The sequence below is a fragment of the Flavobacterium adiutor genome, assembly GCF_048282555.1.
Classification (GTDB): Bacteria; Bacteroidota; Bacteroidia; order Flavobacteriales; family Flavobacteriaceae; genus Flavobacterium.
Map to the genome: position 1 here is coordinate 21,671 of NZ_CP182487.1, position 22,380 is coordinate 44,050.

General features: G+C 33.6%; 17 protein-coding genes. 11 read left to right on the forward strand and 6 right to left on the reverse strand.

Translation table 11 applies throughout. The features are described 5' to 3' along the window. Positions 1-290 precede the first annotated feature (290 nt). From ACNC7R_RS00095 to ACNC7R_RS00110, 4 genes are all read left to right on the forward strand, one after another. On the forward strand, positions 291-1,139 hold the full coding sequence (locus ACNC7R_RS00095) for a class I SAM-dependent methyltransferase (RefSeq protein WP_417938960.1): 849 nt from the start codon (positions 291-293) through the stop codon (positions 1,137-1,139). 417 nt (positions 1,140-1,556) lie between these two features. Then, positions 1,557-2,132, forward strand: a complete 576-nt coding sequence (locus ACNC7R_RS00100) for an OmpH family outer membrane protein (protein ID WP_417938961.1) — start codon at positions 1,557-1,559, stop codon at positions 2,130-2,132. A gap of 101 nt (positions 2,133-2,233) precedes the next feature. Next, entirely contained in the window at positions 2,234-4,513 is a 2,280-nt protein-coding gene (locus ACNC7R_RS00105; protein ID WP_417938962.1) for a helix-turn-helix domain-containing protein, read from the forward strand. A gap of 50 nt (positions 4,514-4,563) precedes the next feature. Further along, positions 4,564-5,325 (forward strand): hypothetical protein, encoded by a 762-nt coding sequence (locus ACNC7R_RS00110; protein ID WP_417938963.1) that lies wholly within the window; start codon positions 4,564-4,566, stop codon positions 5,323-5,325. A gap of 494 nt (positions 5,326-5,819) precedes the next feature. On the opposite strand, the gene ACNC7R_RS00115 is transcribed toward ACNC7R_RS00110, so the two are convergent. After that, entirely contained in the window at positions 5,820-6,773 is a 954-nt protein-coding gene (locus tag ACNC7R_RS00115; protein WP_417938964.1) for an SPOR domain-containing protein, read from the reverse strand. A gap of 243 nt (positions 6,774-7,016) precedes the next feature. On the opposite strand from ACNC7R_RS00115, the gene dprA reads away from it, so the two are divergent. After that, complete coding sequence (gene dprA, locus ACNC7R_RS00120; RefSeq protein WP_417938965.1) at positions 7,017-8,117, forward strand: DNA-processing protein DprA; 1,101 nt, start codon at positions 7,017-7,019, stop codon at positions 8,115-8,117. Between the two features lie 47 nt (positions 8,118-8,164). Here dprA and trpS read toward each other — a convergent pair whose 3' ends face one another. After that, on the reverse strand, positions 8,165-9,139 hold the full coding sequence (gene trpS, locus ACNC7R_RS00125; protein ID WP_417938966.1) for a tryptophan--tRNA ligase: 975 nt from the start codon (positions 9,137-9,139) through the stop codon (positions 8,165-8,167). A gap of 189 nt (positions 9,140-9,328) precedes the next feature. Here trpS and ACNC7R_RS00130 point away from each other — a divergent pair, with 189 nt between their 5' ends. Further along, positions 9,329-10,078 carry a lysophospholipid acyltransferase family protein gene (locus ACNC7R_RS00130; protein ID WP_417938968.1) on the forward strand — a complete coding sequence of 250 codons (750 nt, stop codon included), beginning with the start codon at positions 9,329-9,331 and terminating at the stop codon, positions 10,076-10,078. Between the two features lie 528 nt (positions 10,079-10,606). Here the strand turns inward: ACNC7R_RS00130 and recA are convergent. The 4 genes from recA to ACNC7R_RS00150 form a co-directional block, all read right to left on the reverse strand. Next, positions 10,607-11,614 (reverse strand): recombinase RecA, encoded by a 1,008-nt coding sequence (recA, locus tag ACNC7R_RS00135; protein ID WP_223682384.1) that lies wholly within the window; start codon positions 11,612-11,614, stop codon positions 10,607-10,609. Between the two features lie 162 nt (positions 11,615-11,776). Continuing rightward, a complete protein-coding gene (locus ACNC7R_RS00140; RefSeq protein WP_417938969.1) occupies positions 11,777-12,286 on the reverse strand; it encodes an acyl-CoA thioesterase in 510 nt (169 codons plus the stop codon). A 32-nt stretch (positions 12,287-12,318) separates the two neighbouring features. Then, positions 12,319-12,702 (reverse strand): DoxX family protein, encoded by a 384-nt coding sequence (locus tag ACNC7R_RS00145; RefSeq protein WP_417938970.1) that lies wholly within the window; start codon positions 12,700-12,702, stop codon positions 12,319-12,321. A gap of 6 nt (positions 12,703-12,708) precedes the next feature. Further along, positions 12,709-13,857: an ATP-binding protein gene (locus ACNC7R_RS00150; protein ID WP_417938971.1), complete on the reverse strand. Its 1,149-nt coding sequence runs from the start codon at positions 13,855-13,857 to the stop codon at positions 12,709-12,711. A 449-nt stretch (positions 13,858-14,306) separates the two neighbouring features. Here ACNC7R_RS00150 and ACNC7R_RS00155 point away from each other — a divergent pair, with 449 nt between their 5' ends. The 5 genes from ACNC7R_RS00155 (at position 14,307) to ACNC7R_RS00175 (ending at position 22,246) form a co-directional block, all read left to right on the forward strand. Then, complete coding sequence (locus tag ACNC7R_RS00155; RefSeq protein ID WP_417938972.1) at positions 14,307-14,759, forward strand: hypothetical protein; 453 nt, start codon at positions 14,307-14,309, stop codon at positions 14,757-14,759. Between the two features lie 186 nt (positions 14,760-14,945). Then, on the forward strand, positions 14,946-16,235 hold the full coding sequence (locus tag ACNC7R_RS00160; RefSeq protein WP_417938973.1) for a hypothetical protein: 1,290 nt from the start codon (positions 14,946-14,948) through the stop codon (positions 16,233-16,235). Positions 16,236-16,342: 107 nt separating this feature from the next. Further along, positions 16,343-16,765: a hypothetical protein gene (locus ACNC7R_RS00165; RefSeq protein WP_417938974.1), complete on the forward strand. Its 423-nt coding sequence runs from the start codon at positions 16,343-16,345 to the stop codon at positions 16,763-16,765. Continuing rightward, positions 16,762-18,249, forward strand: coding sequence for a gliding motility protein SprC (gene sprC / locus ACNC7R_RS00170; protein ID WP_417938975.1), 1,488 nt, complete (start codon positions 16,762-16,764; stop codon positions 18,247-18,249). Before ACNC7R_RS00165 ends, sprC begins: the two co-directional genes overlap by 4 nt. 1 nt (position 18,250) lies before the next feature. Then, entirely contained in the window at positions 18,251-22,246 is a 3,996-nt protein-coding gene (locus ACNC7R_RS00175; RefSeq protein WP_417938976.1) for a type IX secretion system membrane protein PorP/SprF, read from the forward strand. Positions 22,247-22,380 lie beyond the last annotated feature (134 nt).

Consider the following 22,380-nt stretch of genomic DNA (forward strand, 5'->3'; position numbering starts at 1 on the left):
ACTTTTTTTGCTGAATGAAAATAAAAACAATTTTACTGATTTAAACGGATGGTGTATCGATCATACAAATGATAAAAAGCAAAATGCTGAAAATTATAAATCACCTTTGTTTTTTATATCAAAAAGAATATTGAAATTTTTCAGATATCAGAATTGAAAAAAGAAATAATTTCAGCTGTCAAAATAAATTGGAAGAAAAAAGAATTATAAAAAAGGAAATCCTAAAAATGAAAATTTTCGTTTTTAGGATTTGTTATACAATAAACCAAAAAAATAAATAGAATTAAAAAATGGACGTTTTAAACAAAAAACATTTTCTTACTGTAAAAGACCATTCTGTTTCAAAAGAAATTTTCGATTTGTATTATGATGAAAATCTGGATATGCTGATTACATTTCCGCAGCCTGATTTAGAAAATTTGGGAAGATATTACGAAAGCGATGATTATATTTCGCATACAGATAACAAACGTTCTGTTTTTGAAAAAGCATATCATTTTGTAAAAAGTATCGCTTTAAAAAATAAACTGAATCTCATAAATTCCGAACAAACTCAAAAAGGAAAAATTTTAGACATTGGAGCCGGAACTGGCGATTTTTTGTTGACGGCAAAAAATGACGGTTGGGAAACATTTGGAATCGAACCAAGCGATCGTGCAAAAAATATTGCAAAGCAAAAAGGAATTTCATTTGTTGAAGAAACAAGTGAATTTGAAAATAATTATTTTGATGTAATTACGATGTGGCATGTTTTGGAACACGTCCCAAATTTAGAATTACAAATCCAGGAATTGAAGCGTCTTTTAAAACCAACTGGAACATTAATTGTTGCGGTTCCAAATTTCAAATCGTACGACGCAAAACATTACGGAGAATTTTGGGCAGCTTTTGATGTACCAATTCATTTTTGGCATTTTTCAAAAAAAACCATAAAAACTATTTTTCAAAAAGTGGACATGAGATTAGAAAATATTCTTCCGATGAAATTTGATTCTTTTTATGTGAGTCTTCTTTCTGAAAAATACAAAACGGGAAAAATGAATTTTATAAAAGCTTTTTTTATCGGTTTGCAATCAAATTTAAAAGCATCACGTACAAAAGAGTATTCATCGCATATTTATGTCTTAAAAAACAACTAAAACGTAAAATAAACGCATTTACGACCTTTTCTTTGGGTTATTGAGGGTTTGTATTGTTTTTTCTAAGAAAACAGCGCTAATAAAAGCTATGAAAGTCATTTTTTATAGTGATATTTTATCGCTTTTTTTTTGTTCATAAAGAAAACTAATACCTTAAAAATACTGCTATTTTTGGGATTTCTCTCTAATTTTTTTTCATTTTCAAGTTTTTAATTCAATGAATCAAAATTTCGAATACTATTTTGTTAAGCATACTATTTTAGGATTTGTAAAAAACAAATTTTTAAATTTTAAAGTAGTATTTTAATTCATAACAGAAAGCATTATAAAAAAACAGCATTTTTTAAACTTTATGTCGATGCTATTTATTTTTTTATATTTTTGTCTTTCATACATAAAAAAATAGAAATTCAGAAAATGAAAAAAGCATTAGTAATTATCGCACTTTCGGTTTTAGTTGTTTCATGTGAGAAAACGGCTGAAGTTAAGGAAGTAAAAACAGCTTACGTAGATACTTCGGTTTTGATGAAAGAGTACACTGAAGCAAAAGACCTTGAAGCAAAATACAAAGCACAATCAGAAGAAAAAGGAAGACAACTGCAAGCTGAGATAAACCGTTTCAAACAAGATGCTGCTAATTTTCAAAGTCAGGCACAGGCTAACGGTCAGGCCTGGGCACAACAAAGAGGTGCTGAATTACAAAAAAGAGAACAACAATTAGGTTATGCTCAGCAGCAATTAGCTCAGCAATTACAGCAAGAGAGCGGAGTTGAAATGGATTCTCTTGTAAGTGGTGTGAAAAAATTCATTAAAGATTACGGTAAGAAAAACGGATATTCATATATCTACGGAACAGGTGATGCAGCCACTATTTTATATGCTGAAGATAAATACGACATTACAAAAGAAATTATTAAAGCTTTGAATGATAAATATAAATCTGAGCCAAAATCAGGTGACAAAGCTGCAACGAAAGAAGAGGCTAAGAAATAACAACCAAAATAACTAACTATTCTAAAACCTAAATCTAGTAACAGATTTAGGTTTTTTTATTTTATAAAAATGCGATACTTTTAGTGTTCAATATACGCCAAATGCAAAACGTCTCAGAAGCAGCTGCTTACACTTTACAATTTATCAATCAAACGCAGAAATCCATTTTCCTCACGGGCAAAGCCGGAACAGGAAAAACTACGCTTTTACGCGAAATTATCGCAACTACACATAAAAACACAGTCGTGGTTGCACCTACAGGAATCGCTGCCTTAAATGCGGGCGGAGTAACGATTCACTCGATGTTTCAACTGCCATTTTCAGCTTTTATTCCGTCATATGAAGACAATTCCCAGTTTACAGAAACGGTTAAATTTGAAAATAAGGAAACGTTACGCAGACATTTCAAAATGAATAATGTGAAGCGTAATGTAATCCGTAATATGGAATTGCTGATTATTGATGAAGTAAGTATGTTACGGGCCGATTTGCTGGACGCTATAGATTTTATGATGCAGACAGTACGGAAAAACACGCAGGCTTTTGGAGGTGTTCAGGTACTTTTCATTGGTGATTTATTGCAGTTGCCTCCTGTAATTCGGGATGAAGAATGGCGAACTTTACGCAATTATTACAAAGGAAAATTCTTTTTTCATTCGCATGTAATTCAGCAAAATCCACCGCTTTATATAGAATTATCTAAGATTTATAGACAGACTGATGATTCTTTTATTTCCGTTTTAAATAATCTTCGAAACAATCAGATTACGACTGAGGATATTCAGATTTTAAATGAGTATGTCAAACCAGATTTTGATTTGAAAAATAATCCCGGTTATATTACGCTCACAACTCACAATGCAAAGGCTGATTCGATCAACGAACAGGCAATTGGTGATTTGGCAGGGAATGAGTTTACTTATCAGCCTTTTATTGTTGGCGATTTTCCCGAAAAAATCTTTCCTGTTGAAGAAAATCTGAAACTAAAGGTAGGGGCACAGGTAATGTTTGTTAAAAATGATTTATCTTTTGATAAAAGATATTTTAATGGAAAGATGGGTTTTGTAAAATCACTCTCGCCAGAAGAAATCTTTGTGCATTTTCCGGAAGAGAATAAAACAATTGAGGTCGAAAAATACGAATGGAAAAATATCCGGTACAAAATAAATGAGCTTACAAAAGAAATAGAAGAAGAGGTTTTGGGTACTTTCGCCCATTATCCAATAAAACTAGCTTGGGCAATTACCGTACATAAAAGTCAGGGTCTAACTTTTGAGAAAGCTGCGCTTGATGTATCGCAAGTTTTTCTGCCTGGGCAGGCCTATGTAGCACTTTCTCGTTTAACTTCCTTAAAAGGGCTTATTTTGCTTTCTCCGCTTCAAATGAATGGCATTTCAAACGATCAGGATGTAATGGATTATGCTTTGAATAAAGCAACTGAAGACATTCTGGAAAAACATTTGCATTTCGAAACCAAGAATTTTATTCATAACTATTTGATTAACAGTTTTAACTGGTCTGATTTAGCTCAGGAATGGCGTAATCACAGATTTAGTTACAATGAGAATGCAACTAATTCCGAAAAATCAAAACATTCTGTTTGGGCACATAAGCGTCTTGAAACAATTGAAATGCTCATAGATCCTTCGTTAAAATTCGTGCATCAGCTCAATAAAATTTTTAGTAAAGAAACCGTTGATTTATTTTTCGTTCAGGAAAGGGTAGTGGCTGCCTATGAGTATTTTTTTAAACCTATGGATAAACTGGTTACAGATCTTCTGCAAAAAATGGCCGAAATTCAGAAATTCAAAAAAGTAAAAGAATTTTATGAAGAATTAGCTTTATTGGACGATCTGCAAACAAAGGCTGTTTTACGCTTAATGAAGGCCAAATTATTGATCGAAATAGTTGTTACGGGTGAAACCATTTGTAAGGAAAAATTAACGTCCTCAGCGATTAAAAATTACAAATCAGATAAGATTTCGAAAATACGTGACGAGTTTAAAATGAGTAATACCGATATTTTCAAGTTAGATGAGCCAATTGTACGCTATACCTCGAAAAGAGTAGATAAGAACGAACCAAAAACAATTAAGAAAACCACTGTAGAAGAAACATATGATTTGTGGATTGAGAAAAATTCAATTGCTGATATTGCCCGACTTCGAAAACTTACGATACAGACTATTGAAATGCATTTAGTTAAATTGATTCAGGCAAAAAAAATCGAAATCTCGGATGTTTTACCCTATGATAAGATAGTAGCTTTGCGTGATGCTTTCGAATTTTATCAGGAGGAATCTCTTAATGCATTAAAAGAGAAACACGGAGATAAATTCACTTGGGATGAGTTAAAAATGTTCAAAGCAAGTATAAATTAAGTATCTCTAAGTTAAATGTTTCACGTAAAACATAGATTAATTTATAAAAAATGAAATTTAAAATTGTAATTGTATTTTTCCTTAGTATATTCTCAAATTTAGTTTTGAGCCAGGATTTAAAACCTGATTATCAGAAGTTCATAAAGGCGTTCATCGAAAATGTAAAAGAGGATAAAAAAGAGGCTGTCGCAAATATGATTTCGTATCCTTTCAAAAGAGAATATCCAATACCTGCAATCAAAAACAAAACTGAATTTATAAAGCGATACAATGAGATTTTTGATGTTGCCCTTAAGAATGAAATCATAAAATCAAATCCTGCAAAAGACTGGTCAGAAATGGGCTGGAGAGGTATTATGCTCAATCAGGGTACAATATGGTTTGATACTGACGGTCGCCTGATTTCGATAAATTATCGATCCAAATTCGAAAAGGATCTTAAAAATAATATAATCGATAAAGAGAAAACAAAATTACATGCTTCAATAGCGAAGTTTAAAGCGCCTGAATGTATATTAGAAACCAGTAAATTCAGGATCAGAATAGATGATTTAGGAAATAATAACTATCGTTATGCTTCCTGGTCTTTGAAAAAGAAAATGACTCAAGAACCTGATCTGGTGATTTCTAAAGGAAAACTGATTTTGGATGGAAATGGTGGAAATCATCGATTTGAATTTAAAAAAGGAGAATATATTTACGAATGTCATATATCGCCTCTACGAGAAAATGGTACTGCTCCGGCAGGTTTGACTATTTACCAAAACAAAAAAATAATTCTTTCTCAGGACGCCGAAATTGTTCCACGTTAAACAAAAAATCCTATTCGTTCAGAAATAGGATTTTTTTGTGTTAAAAAGAAACTCTAATTTGGTCTAAATTCTTTTTTCTGTTGTAATATTTTGATTTCCAGTTTATCTATTTCAAGCTTTTGTTTGGAGGATTTTATTTTTAGCTTCTGAATTTCTTCTTCAGAAATTTTGCTGCTTCCAATTTGACTTTCGGTTTTTTGATATGCAGCTTTTTGTTTTTCTATTTTTTTGTGTTTTCTGAATAGTTTTTTCTGCGCTTTTAACCTCTCGCTGATGCTTGTCAATTTTTTTCTGCTCTTTATCTGCTTTATTTTGATATTCTTTATCTTTTTAGTCTCCTGAATTGCTTTTTACGATTGAACAGTTGTTTCCTGTGTATAAAAGCCTGTTGACGTTAAAAAGAGGCATAAGATTACAAAAACTTGAATTGGAAATTTCGTAATCTTTTTTACTTTTAAAGTAAATAAAAAAACAAATGTAAATTCTGTCTAGCTCTATAAATTTTCAATTAAAATCCAAGCATCCGGATTTTCAGCCTTTTGTATTTCTTTTTGGGCTTTTTCAGCTTCAGCCATAGTGGCGTAACTTCCATACAAAACAGGAAATAATCCGTGTTTGTTTTCACCAAGCATCCTGGCATCATAGCCATTTTTTATTAGTTGATTATATGCTTTTTTAGCATTTTGCTCACTTCTAAAAGCACCCGCAATAATATGATATGGCATTGTCTTTTCAACAGTTTCTGTTTTTGAAGTATCTACAGACAGCGTTACAGCCGGTAAAGGATTTTGAATCATGAAGGTAGCTTCCTGAATTTTATTCTGTACCTTTTTCTGAACAGTACTTTCAACAACAAGCGTTTGCGTTGCAATTTCTTGTTGGTATAGTGGATATCCAATGCTTCCTGTAATGCCAAGTCCTAGGACAAAGATTGCAGCATATTTTAAATATGAATTTGAAGATTTTTTTTCATCATCATGAGCAGGTTCATTCTCCTCTATTCTTTGAATTTCTTTTTCAAAATTTTCTCTTTTTACCAAAGGTGACACAAAAGGACTTAATCCAAATGAAGTTGTCAAATAATTATTTTGCTGGTTTGGACTGAATACTAAATTGTTATCACTATTCAAACGAATTTCACCAATATTTTTCAAATATAAAATTCCATCCTCTTCTAATACCTTTTTCCAGTTTAAAATTTCAAAGGCAATGGCACTAACAGCAAAACCATAAGATGTTTTTTCTGTATCGGCTATATGATTTGCCAGCAAACCATCATTGTTTTTGATTTGACTGTTAAAGGAGACCATTTTTTTAGGTGGAAAAAACGAATTTGTGCTTTCATTAAGCTGTGCCGGCTGCATTTCAGTTAAGAAAGCACCAAATCCTGGAACCGTTACACACTGATAACGATATAATAACTGCGAGATGTAAGTTTCGATTTTCATAGTAACAAAGTTATGCATCCAATATAGTTATCAAAAATTTATTCACAATTTTTATTAACAATCTGCATATTTGTATAGATATTTATTTTTCAGTAAGTTAAATTATTTTTCATTTTGTCATTAAATTTTTTTGGCTTTCAAAAGTTTATTTTTTGAAAGAATTTACTTCTAATTATTATATTTGCTAATATGAAAACAAATCTTGTTTTTAAAAATTTCATCCTTTAAAAAGTTATATAAGCCATGTCAGAACAAGATTTATTTTATGTATTAGCCTTACTTCGTGTAGAGGGCGTTGGAGATATTATGGCTAAAAAGTTATTGGCAAATTTTGGAAGTGCCGAAGAAATTTTCAGAGCAAAAAATAATCAAATTGCAGCCATAGATGGAATTGGTGCAGTATTATTGAAGAATTTAAAGGATAAAACGGTTTTTGAAAAAGCAAATAAGGAACTTGATTTTATTACTAATAACAATATTCAAGTCTCTTTTTTTAAAGATGAAAATTATCCCGATCGTCTAAAACATTGTATTGATTGCCCGGTTTTAATTTTTTCTGCTGGAAATATTAATTTAAAGAATAAAAGAATAATAAGTATTGTCGGTACAAGGCAAATTACATCATACGGAATTGAATTTTGCAGAACCTTAATTGAAGATCTGGCTCCTTTGGATCCCATAATTGTTAGTGGTTTTGCATATGGAGTTGATATTGTGTCGCATCAGCTGGCGATAGAAAATAAACTGCAGACAATTGGTGTTTTAGCTCATGGATTAAATCAGATTTATCCAAAAGCACATAAAAAATACATGTCGAAAATGGAGGAGAATGGTGGCTTTATAACTGAGTTTTGGAGCTCAACCAATCCTGATAAAGAGAACTTTGTTAGGCGTAACCGAATCGTTGCTGGCATGACCGAAGCTACAATTGTAATAGAATCTGCTGATAGGGGAGGTTCTCTCATTACAGCCAATATTGCAAACGATTATAACCGTGATGTTTTTGCCGTTCCCGGACGTGTCACAGACAAGTATAGCCAGGGATGCAATCAACTGATTAAAACTCAAAAAGCAAATGTACTGACTAGTGCTGCAGATTTGGTTTATATGCTCAATTGGGATATCAAAAGCGATGTAAAACCCGTTCAAAAACAACTATTTATTGAATTGGAGTCTGAGGAACAAAAAATCTATGATTACCTGATTAAAAACGGAAAAGAACTGCTCGATATAATTGCACTCGAATGCGAATTTCCTATTTATAAAATATCTGGGATTCTTTTAAATATGGAACTAAAAGGAGTAATCAGACCTTTGCCAGGTAAACTGTTTGAGGCTATTTAGAATTAAAAAACCCGACAAATTTTTTTAAAATGTCGGGTTTATAATATTTACTTTCCAAATCCAAGCACTTCCCGAACCCTGGCTAAAACGCCATCGGCCACAACCGCAGCTTTTGAAGCTCCTTTTTTCAATAAAGTATCTACTTCTTCAAGGTTGTTTATGTAGTAATTGTATTTTTCTCTTTCTGTTTTGAATTTTTCAGTAATCAATTCAAATAAGGCTTGTTTAGCATGACCGTAACCATAATTTCCTCCCAGATAATTAGCTCTCATTTCGGCTATCTGAGTTTCATTTGCCAGTAAAGAATAAATAGCAAAAGCATTGCAGGTATCCGGATTTTTAGGATCTTCAAGTGGTGTACTGTCAGTTTCGATGCTCATTACCTGTTTACGTAATGTCTTATCATCTAAGAAAATATTGATGATATTGTTCGCAGATTTACTCATTTTTCCTCCGTTTGTTCCCGGAATCAGCATGATATTTTCCTGAATTTTGGCTTCCGGAAGTACAAAGGTTTCACCCATTTGATGATTAAAGCGAGAAGCCACATCACGTGTGATTTCAAGATGTTGTAATTGATCTTTTCCAACTGGTACAAATTCGGCATCATACAGTAAAATATCGGCAGCCATTAACATCGGGTAGGTAAAAAGTCCGGCATTAACATCATCTAAACGATCAGCTTTATCTTTGAAAGAATGTGCAAGTGTCAAACGCTGGTATGGAAAAAAACAACTTAAATACCACGTTAATTCAGCTGTCTGTGCCACATCAGATTGTCTGTAGAATGTAACTTTATCGGGGTTTAAACCACATGCAAGCCATGCTGCTGCAGTACTATAGGTGTTTTCTCTTAATGTTTTTCCGTCTTTTATTTGAGTAATCGAATGCAAATCAGCTATAAACAAATACGATTCGTTTACCGGATTATTTGATAATTCGATTGCGGGAATAATTGCTCCTAATAAATTGCCTAAGTGTGGTGTTCCGGTACTCTGAACACCGGTTAGTATTTTTGCCATTCTAATTTTTTTCTTAAACGCAAATATTGCAAAGTTTTTACAATATCCGAAAAGTTATTTTTGTCTATTGCAAAGTTCGCAAAGTTTTTTGCAATGCTCTTAGTGTTTTCAAGTTTTGTTTTCTTAAAATGGCAAAAAATATGTCCATCGAAAATCTAAATTCACATCTGTTTTCTTACATTTGAAGCTATGAAAGGAATTAAAATTATTTTTTGGATTTTTTGGCGCATTTGGTTTTACATTTTAATGGCCATTCCAATATTGATCATGCTGCCATTTTTAGTGGCTTCAATTATAACCGAAAGTGGATATCCCTATTTTTTTAAAATGGCTCGGATTTGGGCGAAATTCATCCTTTTCGGAATGGGTTTTTATTATAAAGTTGAGCGTCTGCAAAAATTGGAAAAAGGAAAAAGTTACATGATTGTAGCGAACCATACTTCAATGACAGATATCATGCTGATGCTGGCAATTATAAGAAATCCTTTTGTTTTTGTGGGAAAGAAAGAATTGGTAAAGATTCCGTTATTTGGATTTTTTTACAAAAGAACCTGTATTTTAGTGGATAGAAATTCTTCAAAGAGTAAAAATGAAGTATTCAAAAGAGCTCAAAGCCGATTAAATCAGGGACTTAGTATTTGTATTTTTCCTGAGGGAGGTGTTCCTGATGATGAATCAATTTTGTTAGATGAATTTAAGGATGGTGCTTTTAGATTGGCTATAGAGCATCAAATTCCAATTGTTCCAATCGTTTTTGCTGATAATAAAGAGCGTTTTTCTTATACTTTTTTAAGTGGAAGCCCGGGCAGAATGAGAGCAAAAATTTTTCCTTTTATTAAAACAAAAGGAGTAACAGGTGATAATAGAAAAGACCTTCGTGATCAAACAAGACAATTGATTTACAAAGGTTTACTCGAATTTAAGAAGAAAGAAAAATAATTATTAAGCCCGGTAAACTTTTCAGCTCGCCGGGCTTTAATTTTGAATTAAAACCCCTTTTATATTCAAAATTTATCTGTGAATTATTTTATCTGAGATGAATCGTAATATTTTTTTAATTTTTGACTTCTTCTTTTTACGGTTTTTATCCAACTGAATTTCTTTTTTTTCTTTCATTATTTAGAAATATTAACGTTCATAAAAAAGTTTCATTAAAACTCCATTAGTTTATTAATATAGATGATTGATAATCAAATTAGTTGCGCAAAAAAAAATAGAAAATATTAAATAATAAAAACCCGCTAGTAACCAAAACAAAAAACTAACGGATTTTTATTAAAAATAACCAACCAAACTTGTTCTAAAAAGTATTGAAAGCATTATGACAAACTTTCAAAGTTTTACGTCATGTATAAAGATGATATTATTTACAAATGGTTGCGTTGTTATTTTATTTTTTAAATAAAAAAACCCGAAAAATTAAATTTTCGGGTTTGTAATTTTATGTAAATTAAGTATTTATAAAGCTTAGGCATTAGCCAATTCTTTGATATGCTCTTTAATTTTTATTTCTAATTCGTCTGCTAATTCGGGATTATCCTTAATTAAAGTCTTAACGGCATCACGTCCTTGTCCTAATTTAGTATCTCCGTAGCTAAACCATGATCCCGCCTTTTTAATAATATCAAATTCAACAGCTAAGTCAAGGATTTCACCTGTTTTAGAAACTCCTTCTCCGTACATTATGTCAAATTCGGCAGTTTTAAAAGGTGGTGCTACTTTGTTTTTAACGATCTTCACTTTAGTTCTGTTTCCAATAACGTTTTCACCGTCTTTGATTTGAGCAGAACGACGAATATCTAAACGTACAGAGGCATAGAATTTTAATGCGTTACCTCCAGTTGTAGTTTCAGGATTTCCAAACATTACACCAATTTTTTCACGAAGCTGGTTGATGAAGAAAACCGTACAGTTTGTTTTACTTATAGTTCCAGTAAGTTTTCGTAATGCTTGAGACATCAAACGAGCGTGAAGTCCCATTTTAGAATCTCCCATTTCACCTTCAATTTCACTTTTTGGAGTCAATGCAGCAACAGAGTCAATAACCACAATATCAATTGCGCCAGAACGAATAAGATTTTCGGCGATTTCTAAAGCCTGCTCCCCGTTATCTGGCTGAGAGATAATCAGGTTTTCGATATCTACGCCTAATTTTTCAGCATAGTTTCTATCGAAAGCATGTTCAGCATCAATAAACGCAGCAATTCCACCTGCCTTTTGAGCTTCGGCGATGGCATGCAGTGTCAAAGTCGTTTTACCAGATGATTCCGGACCGTATATTTCGATAATTCTTCCTTTTGGATATCCGTTTACTCCAAGTGCTAAATCAACACCAAGAGAACCAGAAGAAATTGTTTCAACTTCTACAATGGCTTTGTCACCCATTTTCATTACGGTTCCTTTTCCGTAAGTTTTATCTAATTTATCTAATGTAAGCTGCAACGCTTTTAATTTGGCATCTTTCTCTGAACTCATTTTTTCTTTTTCTTTCATCTAAAATTTATAACTTTTTTTTCAAAATAAATCAGAATTAATAACTTCCTGATTTAGATTTATGTGGGCATGTAATTTTGTAAAAATACTTCTTTTTTTTGGAAGTTCATTGCCTCAAATTGTTACAAATTGAGACAATTTATGTTATAAAAACAAAGCCTTCAATTCTGTTGCATCTTCAGGCTTTATTTTCCCTGCTAATAATAAACTTAATTGTTTACGGCGTAAGGCAGCATCAAAACGTTGGATTTCGAGTTCCGTTTCCGGTTCAGTGGGCGGTACTTCAACAGGTCTTCCGCTATCATCTACTGCTACAAAAGTGTAAATGGCTTCGTTTGCTTTGGCTCTGCTTCCGGATTCACGGTCTTCTACCCATACATCAATAAAAACTTCCATAGAACTTTTAAAAGACCTGGAAACTTTTGCTTCAATTGTCACCACAGCTCCAAGAGGAATTGCTCTGTTAAAAGCAACGTGGTTTACAGAAGCGGTAACGACAATCCGGCGAGAATGTCTTCGGGCAGCAATGCTGGCAGCTCGATCCATACGGGCCAGCAATTCACCGCCAAAGAGATTATTAAGAGGATTCGTTTCGCTTGGTAAAACTAAATCGGTTAATGTAGTTAGAGATTCTGAAGGGTGTTTTGGATTCATTTTTTTATAGTATGATTGTAAAAAATTGCTGATCAATTCAGCCAGTAAACCGCCATAACGGCAGGAATAAAATAAATTACGATAGTTCTTGCCCCATCATAATCCTTAGCCAATCGTTGGCCGAAAAGCATCATTAATAAACAGATGCAAGAAAAAACAGCGCCGTAAAAACCAAATTCGCGACCGCTTTTTGCCAATAATTGTATAGCACCAACGACGCATAAAATTCCCGAAATTAATTCTAAAATTAAAAGATGCAGAAGCGCAAGCGGAACCTGATTTTTTAGAATTGTTTTGGCAAAATGTTCTTTAAGCCAGGTAATATTTTCTTTCCAGTAAAAAATTTTCTCATAGCCGGATTGTAAAAAAGTCAGAGCCAAAAAAACCAATAGTAAAACTGAAGCAACATTAGTCATTACAAATTATTTTTTATGAATTAAACGAGTAAGTTTTATAGATAAATCAGTCAGGATTATTTTTGCATTTCCGTTTCTTTCAATATGATACAGAGCATCTGAGAGTTCTTTAAAAATAAGATGAATATTGTTTCCATTTACGAAAGGGGCAAAATTTTCCAGCTTAAATTTATCAACTTTTGGTTCGATGTAAACCAAGTCAGGTGCTTCATAATTTAGCAAAAGTGCCTGTCTGAACATTTCAATGCAAAACTGAATGAATTTTTTCTGACTTTCACGCCCCAGACCGGCAATTTCTTCACTCCAGGAAATCAAATCCTGAATTGCGGCTGCATTTCCTTTAGCTCTAAATGCGGCACGAACCCAATTAACGAACCATTGTTCGAAAGGATATTCAGAATCATCGTTTTTTAATAAGGAAAGTGCCTTATTAAAATTTCCCTGTGCCTGATGGGCAATTTTTTTTGCTAAGTTCGGATCTATATTTTCCTGATAAACTAATGCTTCTGAAATAACTTTTTCAGGTAAACCATTAAAATGAATTACCTGGCAACGTGAGCGTATAGTTTGAATAATGTCTTCTTCATTTTCCGAAATCAGAATAAAAATGGTCTTATCAGATGGCTCTTCTAATAGTTTTAATAATTTATTAGAGGCAGCAATATTCATTTTATCAGCCATCCAGATAATCATAATTTTATAACCGCCTTCATATGATTTTAGCGAAAGTGATTTTAAAACTTCCTGTGCATCTTCTACACGAATTTCGCCCTGTTTGTTTTGTACACCTAAAAGTTTATACCAGTCAAATAAGCCGCCGTATGGCATTTCCTGAATGAATGTTCGCCAGTCCTGAATGAAATCTAAGCTTTTAGGCTTTGTTTTAACATCCTCTGTAGTTACTGTAGGATATATAAAGTGAAGATCAGGATGCGAAATATTTTCAAATTTTAGATTACACGAATCATTTCCGTTTGAATTTTCATTACCTGAATTATTGCATAAAATGTACTGCGCATAGGCAATAGCAGTTAATAATGTACCACATCCTTCCGGCCCTATAAATAATTGTGCATGTGGAATTCTTCCGGAAGAAGCACTTTTAATTAAGTGACTTTTGATGTAATCCTGACCTAAAATTTGTGAAAATTGCATAGAGCAAAGATATAAGAAATTGATAGAGTCAAAAATATTATAAAGTAAACTTTAAATTAACATCTTTAATTTTTACTAAATAATTTGTTTTTAACCAAATTGTTAATTTTTATTCTGTTAAGTTTTGTTAACATTGATATTATTTGAAACAGATATTAAGATATTTTTGTTAATAGTTTTTCCAAATCAAGGATGAAATCTACTTTTTTTTATCTAATATAAGGACACAAAAAAAGGGTTTTTAATTTATAAACAGATAAAAATCTTACATAAATAGCAATTAGACAAAATTAATCTTACCATATGGGAAGTCCTTATTTTAGAGGCCTTTAATGATAAATTTAAGTTTTTTTTAAGTCTTTTTTTTAAAAAAAAAAATATTAAAGTTGCAAATTAACTTAATTTACATATTTTTGTTTTCATCAACAACAAACTTTTAATAAGAATCTATGAAAGGGAAAATTATTTTTTTAAGTGTATTTTTTTTATTGACTACAGGGGCTGTATCTGCCCAAGCTAAAAATGCTCCAAAAAGTATTATTAGTACAACAGCTCTTATTCGTAAATATCACGACCAAAAAGAATTAAGTGGTATGCAAAAAGGAGAATTATTGGAGTTATACATTGAGCGTATCAAGGTATTGGTAAAAACACTTCCTTATATCGCTTTGGTTACAAAACCAGGTGTTACTATGGCAGATTTAGGTATTCCAGACGATAATGAACATAAAAAATCTTTGGAAAATCAAGCTTTAGGAACTACTACATTCTTAGATACAACTGTAGATTTTCAAAGAAAAATGATGCCTTACTCTGACAAGGCAAACTTAATAGCAGCAATTTTATTTTACGAAGGAACATTGAAATCTTTACATGAATTCAACGATTTGAATGAAATGTAATTTTTGAAATATTTTAAAACCTTTTTTAAAATGTCTAAAAATATTATGAATTGATTTCATAGGGACATTTTAAAAAGGGTCTTAAAACAACTCATTTTCGATGTATTCTAAATTTTTTGGAATTTCGGAATGAGTTTTTATAATTACCCATCCCAAATTTATTATTAACCCTAATACCCCCTTATCATGAAAAAATTTACTCAAATTATCTGCGTTCTTTTCACGGTTGCAAGTATGAGTGCTCAACAAGAAAAAGGAATTATGGGCTACACAAACTGGTTGAATAACTGGACTGAATTTAAGCCTAATAAAGTTGAATACAGTGAAGCCAACCAAATTTTAGCTGGAAATATTTCAACAAATACAAAACTTCTTAAAAAGAATGTTTATGTTTTACAGGGAAATGTTTATTTAACTAACAATGCAGTTTTAACAATTGAACCAGGAACATTAATTATTGGTGATTTTGAAACAAAAGGTACTTTGGTAGTTACAAAAGGTGCATCAATCATTGCAGACGGATTAGAAACAGATCCAATCGTATTTACTTCTAACAGAACTCAGAAAAAAGCTGGTGACTGGGGAGGACTTGTAATTCTTGGCGATGCGCCAATTAATAAATTTGGAAATGTTAGTTCTTATAATTTAGATCTTGATCCTACACTTACTACTTATGGTGGAGATAATGCTGCCGGTAATTCAGGAATACTACGATTTGTAAGAATAGAATTCGCTGGAAAAAAAGTAAAAGGTGCTGGCACTTTTAACGGTTTAACATTAGCAGGAGTAGGGAATAAGACAATTCTTGAGAATATAATGGTAAGCTACTCTGGTGGTGATTCATTTGGTATTTTTGGAGGAGATATTAATGCAACTAAATTAGTTTCATATAAAACCATTAATGATGACTACAAATTTACTCAGGGAGCACAATGTCGTCTACATAATTCTTTAGCTGTAAGATCGTCTTATTTATCTAGTAATAAGGATGGATCTCGTTGTATGGAGGTTGCTTCTTATGAGAAAAAAAGTGAAACAGATTTTACAAAAAAACAAACATTAGTAATAGCCTCAAACATTACGATGCTTAATGATAGTGAAAATATTAATGCTGATATCCAGTCAGGTTTAGTAAAAGAAGCTATCTATGTTGCTGAAAACGCTTCATTACAAATGAAAAGAAGTGTAATTTCTGGTTTTAATCCTGCAGTTTTATTAGATAGTAAAACAGAAATTAATGATGCAAATCTTAAGAAAATCAAATTTGAGGAAATGTTTTTTAACCAATGTAAAGGAAATATCTTTACAGAATTCAATTCTAATAATGAAGATTTAGAGAGCTGGTATGGTAATAGTGTATTCTTTAACGTGTACTCTCAAAGCGATAACAAAGAAACTTTTATAGATATTTTTAATCCAAAAAAACCAGATTTTAGACTTCAATTAGGAAAAATTACTGCCTCAAGCGGTAAATAGATAAAAATAGTTTAGATTTTTATTTCAAAGCGTAAATTTTATTAATAAAGTCCCCAGACAATTTATGTATACGTCTTACACAGGACCCAAATAAAGATCAAAAAAATATGGCCCCAAGTATTAAAAAGTATTTTATATATACAATTTTTTTGGTTTCCCCTTTAACAGTAAGCTTATATTCCCAAAGTAAAATTGAAAAAACTACAAATTCAAATGTTGCTATTGGACAGTCTAACTCGTTAAAAAATTCAAACCAAACAACCGCAATAATTACACCTGTAATTAATTTAGAGCATTCTAAACAGTTTATAGTAGAGCTATCCATCCCCAAGGATAGCTTTGCTGTAGAAGCTGCAAGAATTAATGAAGGAAATACAGATGTCAACCATAAGGATCAATCAAAAGGTATCGCTGCGTATTCTGTACTAGCAAAAGATATTATTGAAAATTATAAATATGATTTTTCTGAAACCTTTATAGATATTTTGTTTTTTGAAGATATAGACTTAGCAAGAATTCGTACTATATGATCAAAAAAACTACTCTTTCTCTGATAAAATCATTACTTTTTTTAGGAGTACTTTTGTTTACCGTTTACCATTCTAATGCACAAGCAACAATCTCAGCAAGTAAGTTTGATTTTGTGAATATTTGTGCAGGAGATGCTGTAAACGGCAAACCCTTTAATGAGTATAATGTTACTTTTACATATAGCGATTTCCCTTCAGATGTCGTTTTTGATGTGGAACTAACAGATGATAAAGGAGTATTTGTAACTTCAGCTCCAATCCTAGCAACAAAATTAGATGTAAGTAATCCATCTACAAACCAGCAGACAATAAAGTTTGCTATTCCAGTTGGAATTAAAGGATCTAATAATTACAGCTTAAGAGTTAGAAGTAACAAAGGGGTAAACAGTCAAAGGATTAGGAATTTTGCTAACGTAACTTCTTTTGCTGTATATTACAAAGATTATGTAAAAGCATTTACAATTAATAATCAGGGAACTTCTGCAACATTTTGTTCAGGAGGAAGCCTGACTCTTTCCGTCGATAATCCTACACCAAACACGATTAGTTCATCTCCGGCAAATTATCCTAACATTAAATACAAATGGTATAAAGACGATGTAGTTATTGCAGGACAAAGTGACAAACTTTTGACGGTTAATGCTACGGGTAGCTATTATGCAGAATTAGATTATGGAGTATGTTCAGATGTCAATTTTAGTTCTAATCGCGTTACAGTAACCAGTGCATCGGGATCAGGTTCTAATACAACCATTACTTCCAGTTTAGGCAATCCTTTTTGTGCAAACGGTAGTAACACTATTCTGACTGCTACTGCTGGAGGAAATAGTTATACATGGAAAAAAGATGGTGCCGTAATTGCAGGAGCAACAACCAGAACATATAGCACCAATGAATCCGGAGTTTATACAGTAGATATTAATTTTGGAGGTTGTTCAGGTTCAGGAAGAATAAATCTGTTGAAAAATAGTTTCGATGCTAGTATAGATGTTGATGTAAATGAAGGATTTAAGCTTGAAGAAGGTGAAACCAGAAGTGTAACTGTAACAGATGATGCTTCAAGTCCAACATATGAATGGTATAGATATGATAATCTTATTGCAGGGGCAACAACAGATACTTATGTAGTTTCTTTTGCAGGAACGTATAAGGTAAAGGTTTCTCAGTCAGGTGGATGTATTTCTACAAAAGAATTTACTTTTATAGTTAAAGGTCCGCAAGGCGATGCTACAGTAATTCCAAATATCATTAAGCTGAGTAGTACTACTTCAAATCGATATTGGAATATTCCTGATATTTATAAAAATGAAAATACAAAAGTGATCATTATCAGTTCTAATGGTGAAAAGGTTTTAGATGTCGTCAATTACCAGGGTGACTGGCCTCAATCAGGATTAGATATAAAAAATGTAGATCCGGTATATTACTATGTTATTAAAGGCGATGCTGGTGAAAAAAAAGGATCAATAACAGTGCTGAAATAATATGAAGAAATTTTTACTATTCTTAACTTTATTTTACGGCTCATTACAATTACTCTATTCTCAGGATACAAATGAGAATGGAGTTGTTTCGTTTTCATTACCTATCCGAAATTCATTAAAGTTTAATCGATATTTAATCAACCCAACATTTAGTTTTGTACGTGAGCAAAACCCAATGATAAGTTTTTATAACAAAAGACAATACATACAATTTGATGACGCTCCCAACACGTACCTTTTTAACTATTCAGGTCGTTTAAAAGAAAACGATGGTTATGCTATAGGTTTGTTTCAGCAAAATTATGGCTTGATGACTGTTTTTGGAGGAGTTGTAAATTTTGCGCACAATATTGTTTTACAGGAAGACAGCAATTTAACTTTTGGATTAAATGTTGGTGCTTATCAAAGTGGCTTAAACAAGGGAAAAATAATTTCTGATGGTAGCATAGAAGGTGATTTTCCTTCAAATACATTGATCGCTGTAAATCCGGGGATCAATTACGGAACGGCCTTTCTTGATTTTGGATTATCAATGAACAATTTGATTCTCTATAATTTTGCTTCAGGAATGATAAAGGAAGATCCCGAAAAAGCGATTCAGTTACACGCTATGTATACAGGCTATATTGATAGCTATGGCTTTTTCGATCAAAGTAGATTTTCCGGTATTGTAAAAACAGAAATAAAAAAGGATAATACTATAATTTCAGGGCTTGCAATGCTTACTATTCCGCAAGGAATTTGGGCACAAGCCGGTTATAATACTTTAAATGGAGTTTCAGCAGGTTTAGGATTTAACATAACACCTAATATTGCTATAGAATATAATTATGAAAGAGGCTTAGGGAATTTCACCAATTTAGGATCCTCTCATGAATTCGTAATTGCATATAAATTTAGAAATACGAATTACTATTATGGAGATGATGAAGAAGGCTCTCTAATTGACACTTCTAAGCCAAAGGCAATTATAGCTAAAAAATCAACTGCACCAGTAACGAGAGTTGACGGCGCAACAAAAGCCAAATTAGCTGCAGATGCAAAAGCTAAAGCTGATGCCCAAGCATTACAGGCAAGATTGGCAGCAGCTGAGAAAGTTAAAGCAGACGCAGAGGCTGCAAAAGCCAAATTAGCTGCAGATGCAAAAGCCAAAGCTGATGCTGAAGCATTAAAAATAAAATTAGCTGCAGATGCAAAAGTAAATGCAGATGCTGAAGCAACAAAAGCCAAATTAGCTGCAGATGCAAAAGCCAAAGCTGATGCCGAAGCATTAAAAATAAAATTAGCTGCTGAAACAAAAGCGAAAGCTGATGCCGAAGCAACAAAAGCAAAATTACTAGCTGATGCCAAAGCAAAAGCTGATGCTGAAGAGGCGAAACGTAAGGCTGAGGCCAAAGCCAAAGCTGAGGCTGCAGATTTACAATCTATTATAGCTGCAGATGCAAAAGCCAAAGCAGATTCAGATGCTTTACAGGCCAGATTAGCAGCAGAAGCTAAAGCAAAAGCCGCTGCAGAAGCTAAAACGAAAGCAGCAAAAGATGCTGCGATAAGAGCTAAAGCTGCTGCAGATGCAAAAGCCAAAGCAGCAGAATTAGCAGCAGAAAAAGAGAGATTAGCTGCAGAGGCAAAAGTAAAAGCAGATGCAGAGGCAAGACAGGCAAGAATTGCTGCTGAAGCTAAAGCTAAGGCAGACGCAGAAGCCCTTAAAATAAAATTAGAAGCAGATGCAAAAGCAAAAGCAGATGCAGAAGCCCTTAAAATAAAATTAGCTGCAGAGGCCAAAGCGAAAGCGGATGCAGAAGCATTGCAGGCAAAATTGGCAGCTGAAGCCAAAGCGAAAGCTGATATGGAAGCTTTACAGGCAAAATTGCTTGCAGATGCTAAAGTTAAAGCTGATGCTGAAGCGACTAATAAAGCCAAAGCAGAAGCCGAAGCTAAAAAGTTAAAATTAGCAGAGGAAGCCAAAGCAAAAGCCGACGCAGAAGCGTTACAGGCAAAATTAGCGGCCGAAGCTAAAGCAAAAGCTGACGCAGAAGCGTTACAGGCAAAACTAGCCGCCGAAGCCAAAGCGAAAGCCGACGCAGAGGCGTTACAGGCAAAACTAGCCGCCGAAGCCAAAGCAAAAGCTGACGCAGAGGCGTTACAGGCAAAACTAGCCGCCGAAGCTAAAGCAAAAGCTGACGCAGAAGCGTTACAGGCAAAACTAGCCGCCGAAGCCAAAGCAAAAGCCGACGCAGAAGCGTTACAGGCAAAACTAGCGGCCGAAGCTAAAGCAAAAGCTGACGCAGAGGCGTTACAGGCAAAATTAGCGGCCGAAGCTAAAGCAAAAGCAGAAGCCGAAGCGTTACAGGCAAAACTAGCCGCTGAAGCTAAAGCAAAAGCCGACGCAGAAGCGTTACAGGCAAAATTAGCGGCCGAAGCTAAAGCAAAAGCTGACGCAGAAGCGTTACAGGCAAAACTAGCCGCCGAAGCCAAAGCGAAAGCCGACGCAGAGGCGTTACAGGCAAAACTAGCCGCCGAAGCTAAAGCAAAAGCAGAAGCCGAAGCGTTACAGGCAAAACTAGCCGCCGAAGCCAAAGCTAAAGCTGATGCCGAAGCGTTACAGGCAAAACTAGCCGCCGAAGCCAAAGCTAAAGCTGATGCCGAAGCGTTACAGGCAAAACTAGCCGCCGAAGCTAAAGCAAAAGCTGACGCAGAAGCGTTACAGGCAAAACTAGCGGCCGAAGCTAAAGCTAAAGCTGACGCAGAAGCGTTACAGGCAAAATTAGCGGCCGAAGCCAAAGCTAAAGCTGACGCAGAAGCGTTACAGGCAAAACTAGCGGCCGAAGCTAAAGCAAAAGCTGACGCAGAAGCGTTACAGGCAAAATTAGCGGCCGAAGCCAAAGCTAAAGCTGACGCAGAAGCGTTACAGGCAAAATTAGCGGCCGAAGCCAAAGCTAAAGCTGACGCAGAAGCGCTACAGGCAAAACTAGCGGCCGAAGCTAAAGCGAAAGCCGATGCAGAAGCCCTTCAGGCAAAACTAGCGGCCGAAGCTAAAGCTAAAGCTGACGCAGAAGCGTTACAGGCAAAACTAGCGGCCGAGGCTAAAGCTAAAGCTGACGCAGAAGCATTAGCAGCCGCAGCTCAAAAAGACGAAACTGCAAAAGAGCTTGATAATTTAACTCAATTAGTTGAAAGTTCAGGTAAAGCTCAATCAGATTTAATTGCTCAGTTTAACGTTACTGTTGCTAACAAGCAAAAAGATCTGAATGATATGAAGGAAGAAAATGACTTGAGTGAAAAAGGAATTTATAAAGAACCTAAACCATTTAAGAGCGTTAGCGCTGAAAATGCTCAGATAGAATCTTTAAGAAGTCAGATAGCTGATGCAAACAGAGCTCAAAAAGATGCGATAGCTAATTTGACAAATTTATATAACGAAAGGCTCAAAAAAGTTCCTAATAAAAATGATGCTTTAAACAGAGCGTATTTAGAAAAGATTAATGAATTAAAGGCGGCTCAAATAAAAGCAGAACAAGATAATACAGCCTTGATTGCAAATTTAGAGCGTATTAAAACGGAGACAGAAATAGAGAAAAAACGTAGAATTAAACGTGCAGCTTATGAAAATGATGAAGGAAGATATGCTCAGGATCTGGCTGCTCTTAAACGTATAAAAGAGACAACAAAAATAAGCAGTACGCCATTGACAGAAAGCGATTTTGATTTTGGCGAAGATCAGTCAAACATGCAGATTATTAAGAATATTAAAAATTCTGAAAGTGGATATTATCTAATTATTGCCGTTCATAACAGCGTTGAAAAGAGAGATGAATTTTTGACCAAAGCCGTAGCTGCAGGACGCTCTGATATTAATTTCTTTTATAATGTGACGACAAGTAAATATTATATTTATTACGAAAAATACGAAGATTTATCCGGAGCAACTAAGGCATTGGAAGCAAAAGGAAACAAACCTTATAATAGCAAAATGGTTATTGTAAAAGTTGAAAATTAATAGAATAGCAATAAAAACTAGTATTACTTATAATATTGAGAGAAATACTAACAAAATAAATATTTTTAAAGTGCCAAAATTTTGTTTTTAACGCCCCTTAAGAATAAAATGAAGCCCCAAAAAAAGTAAATACC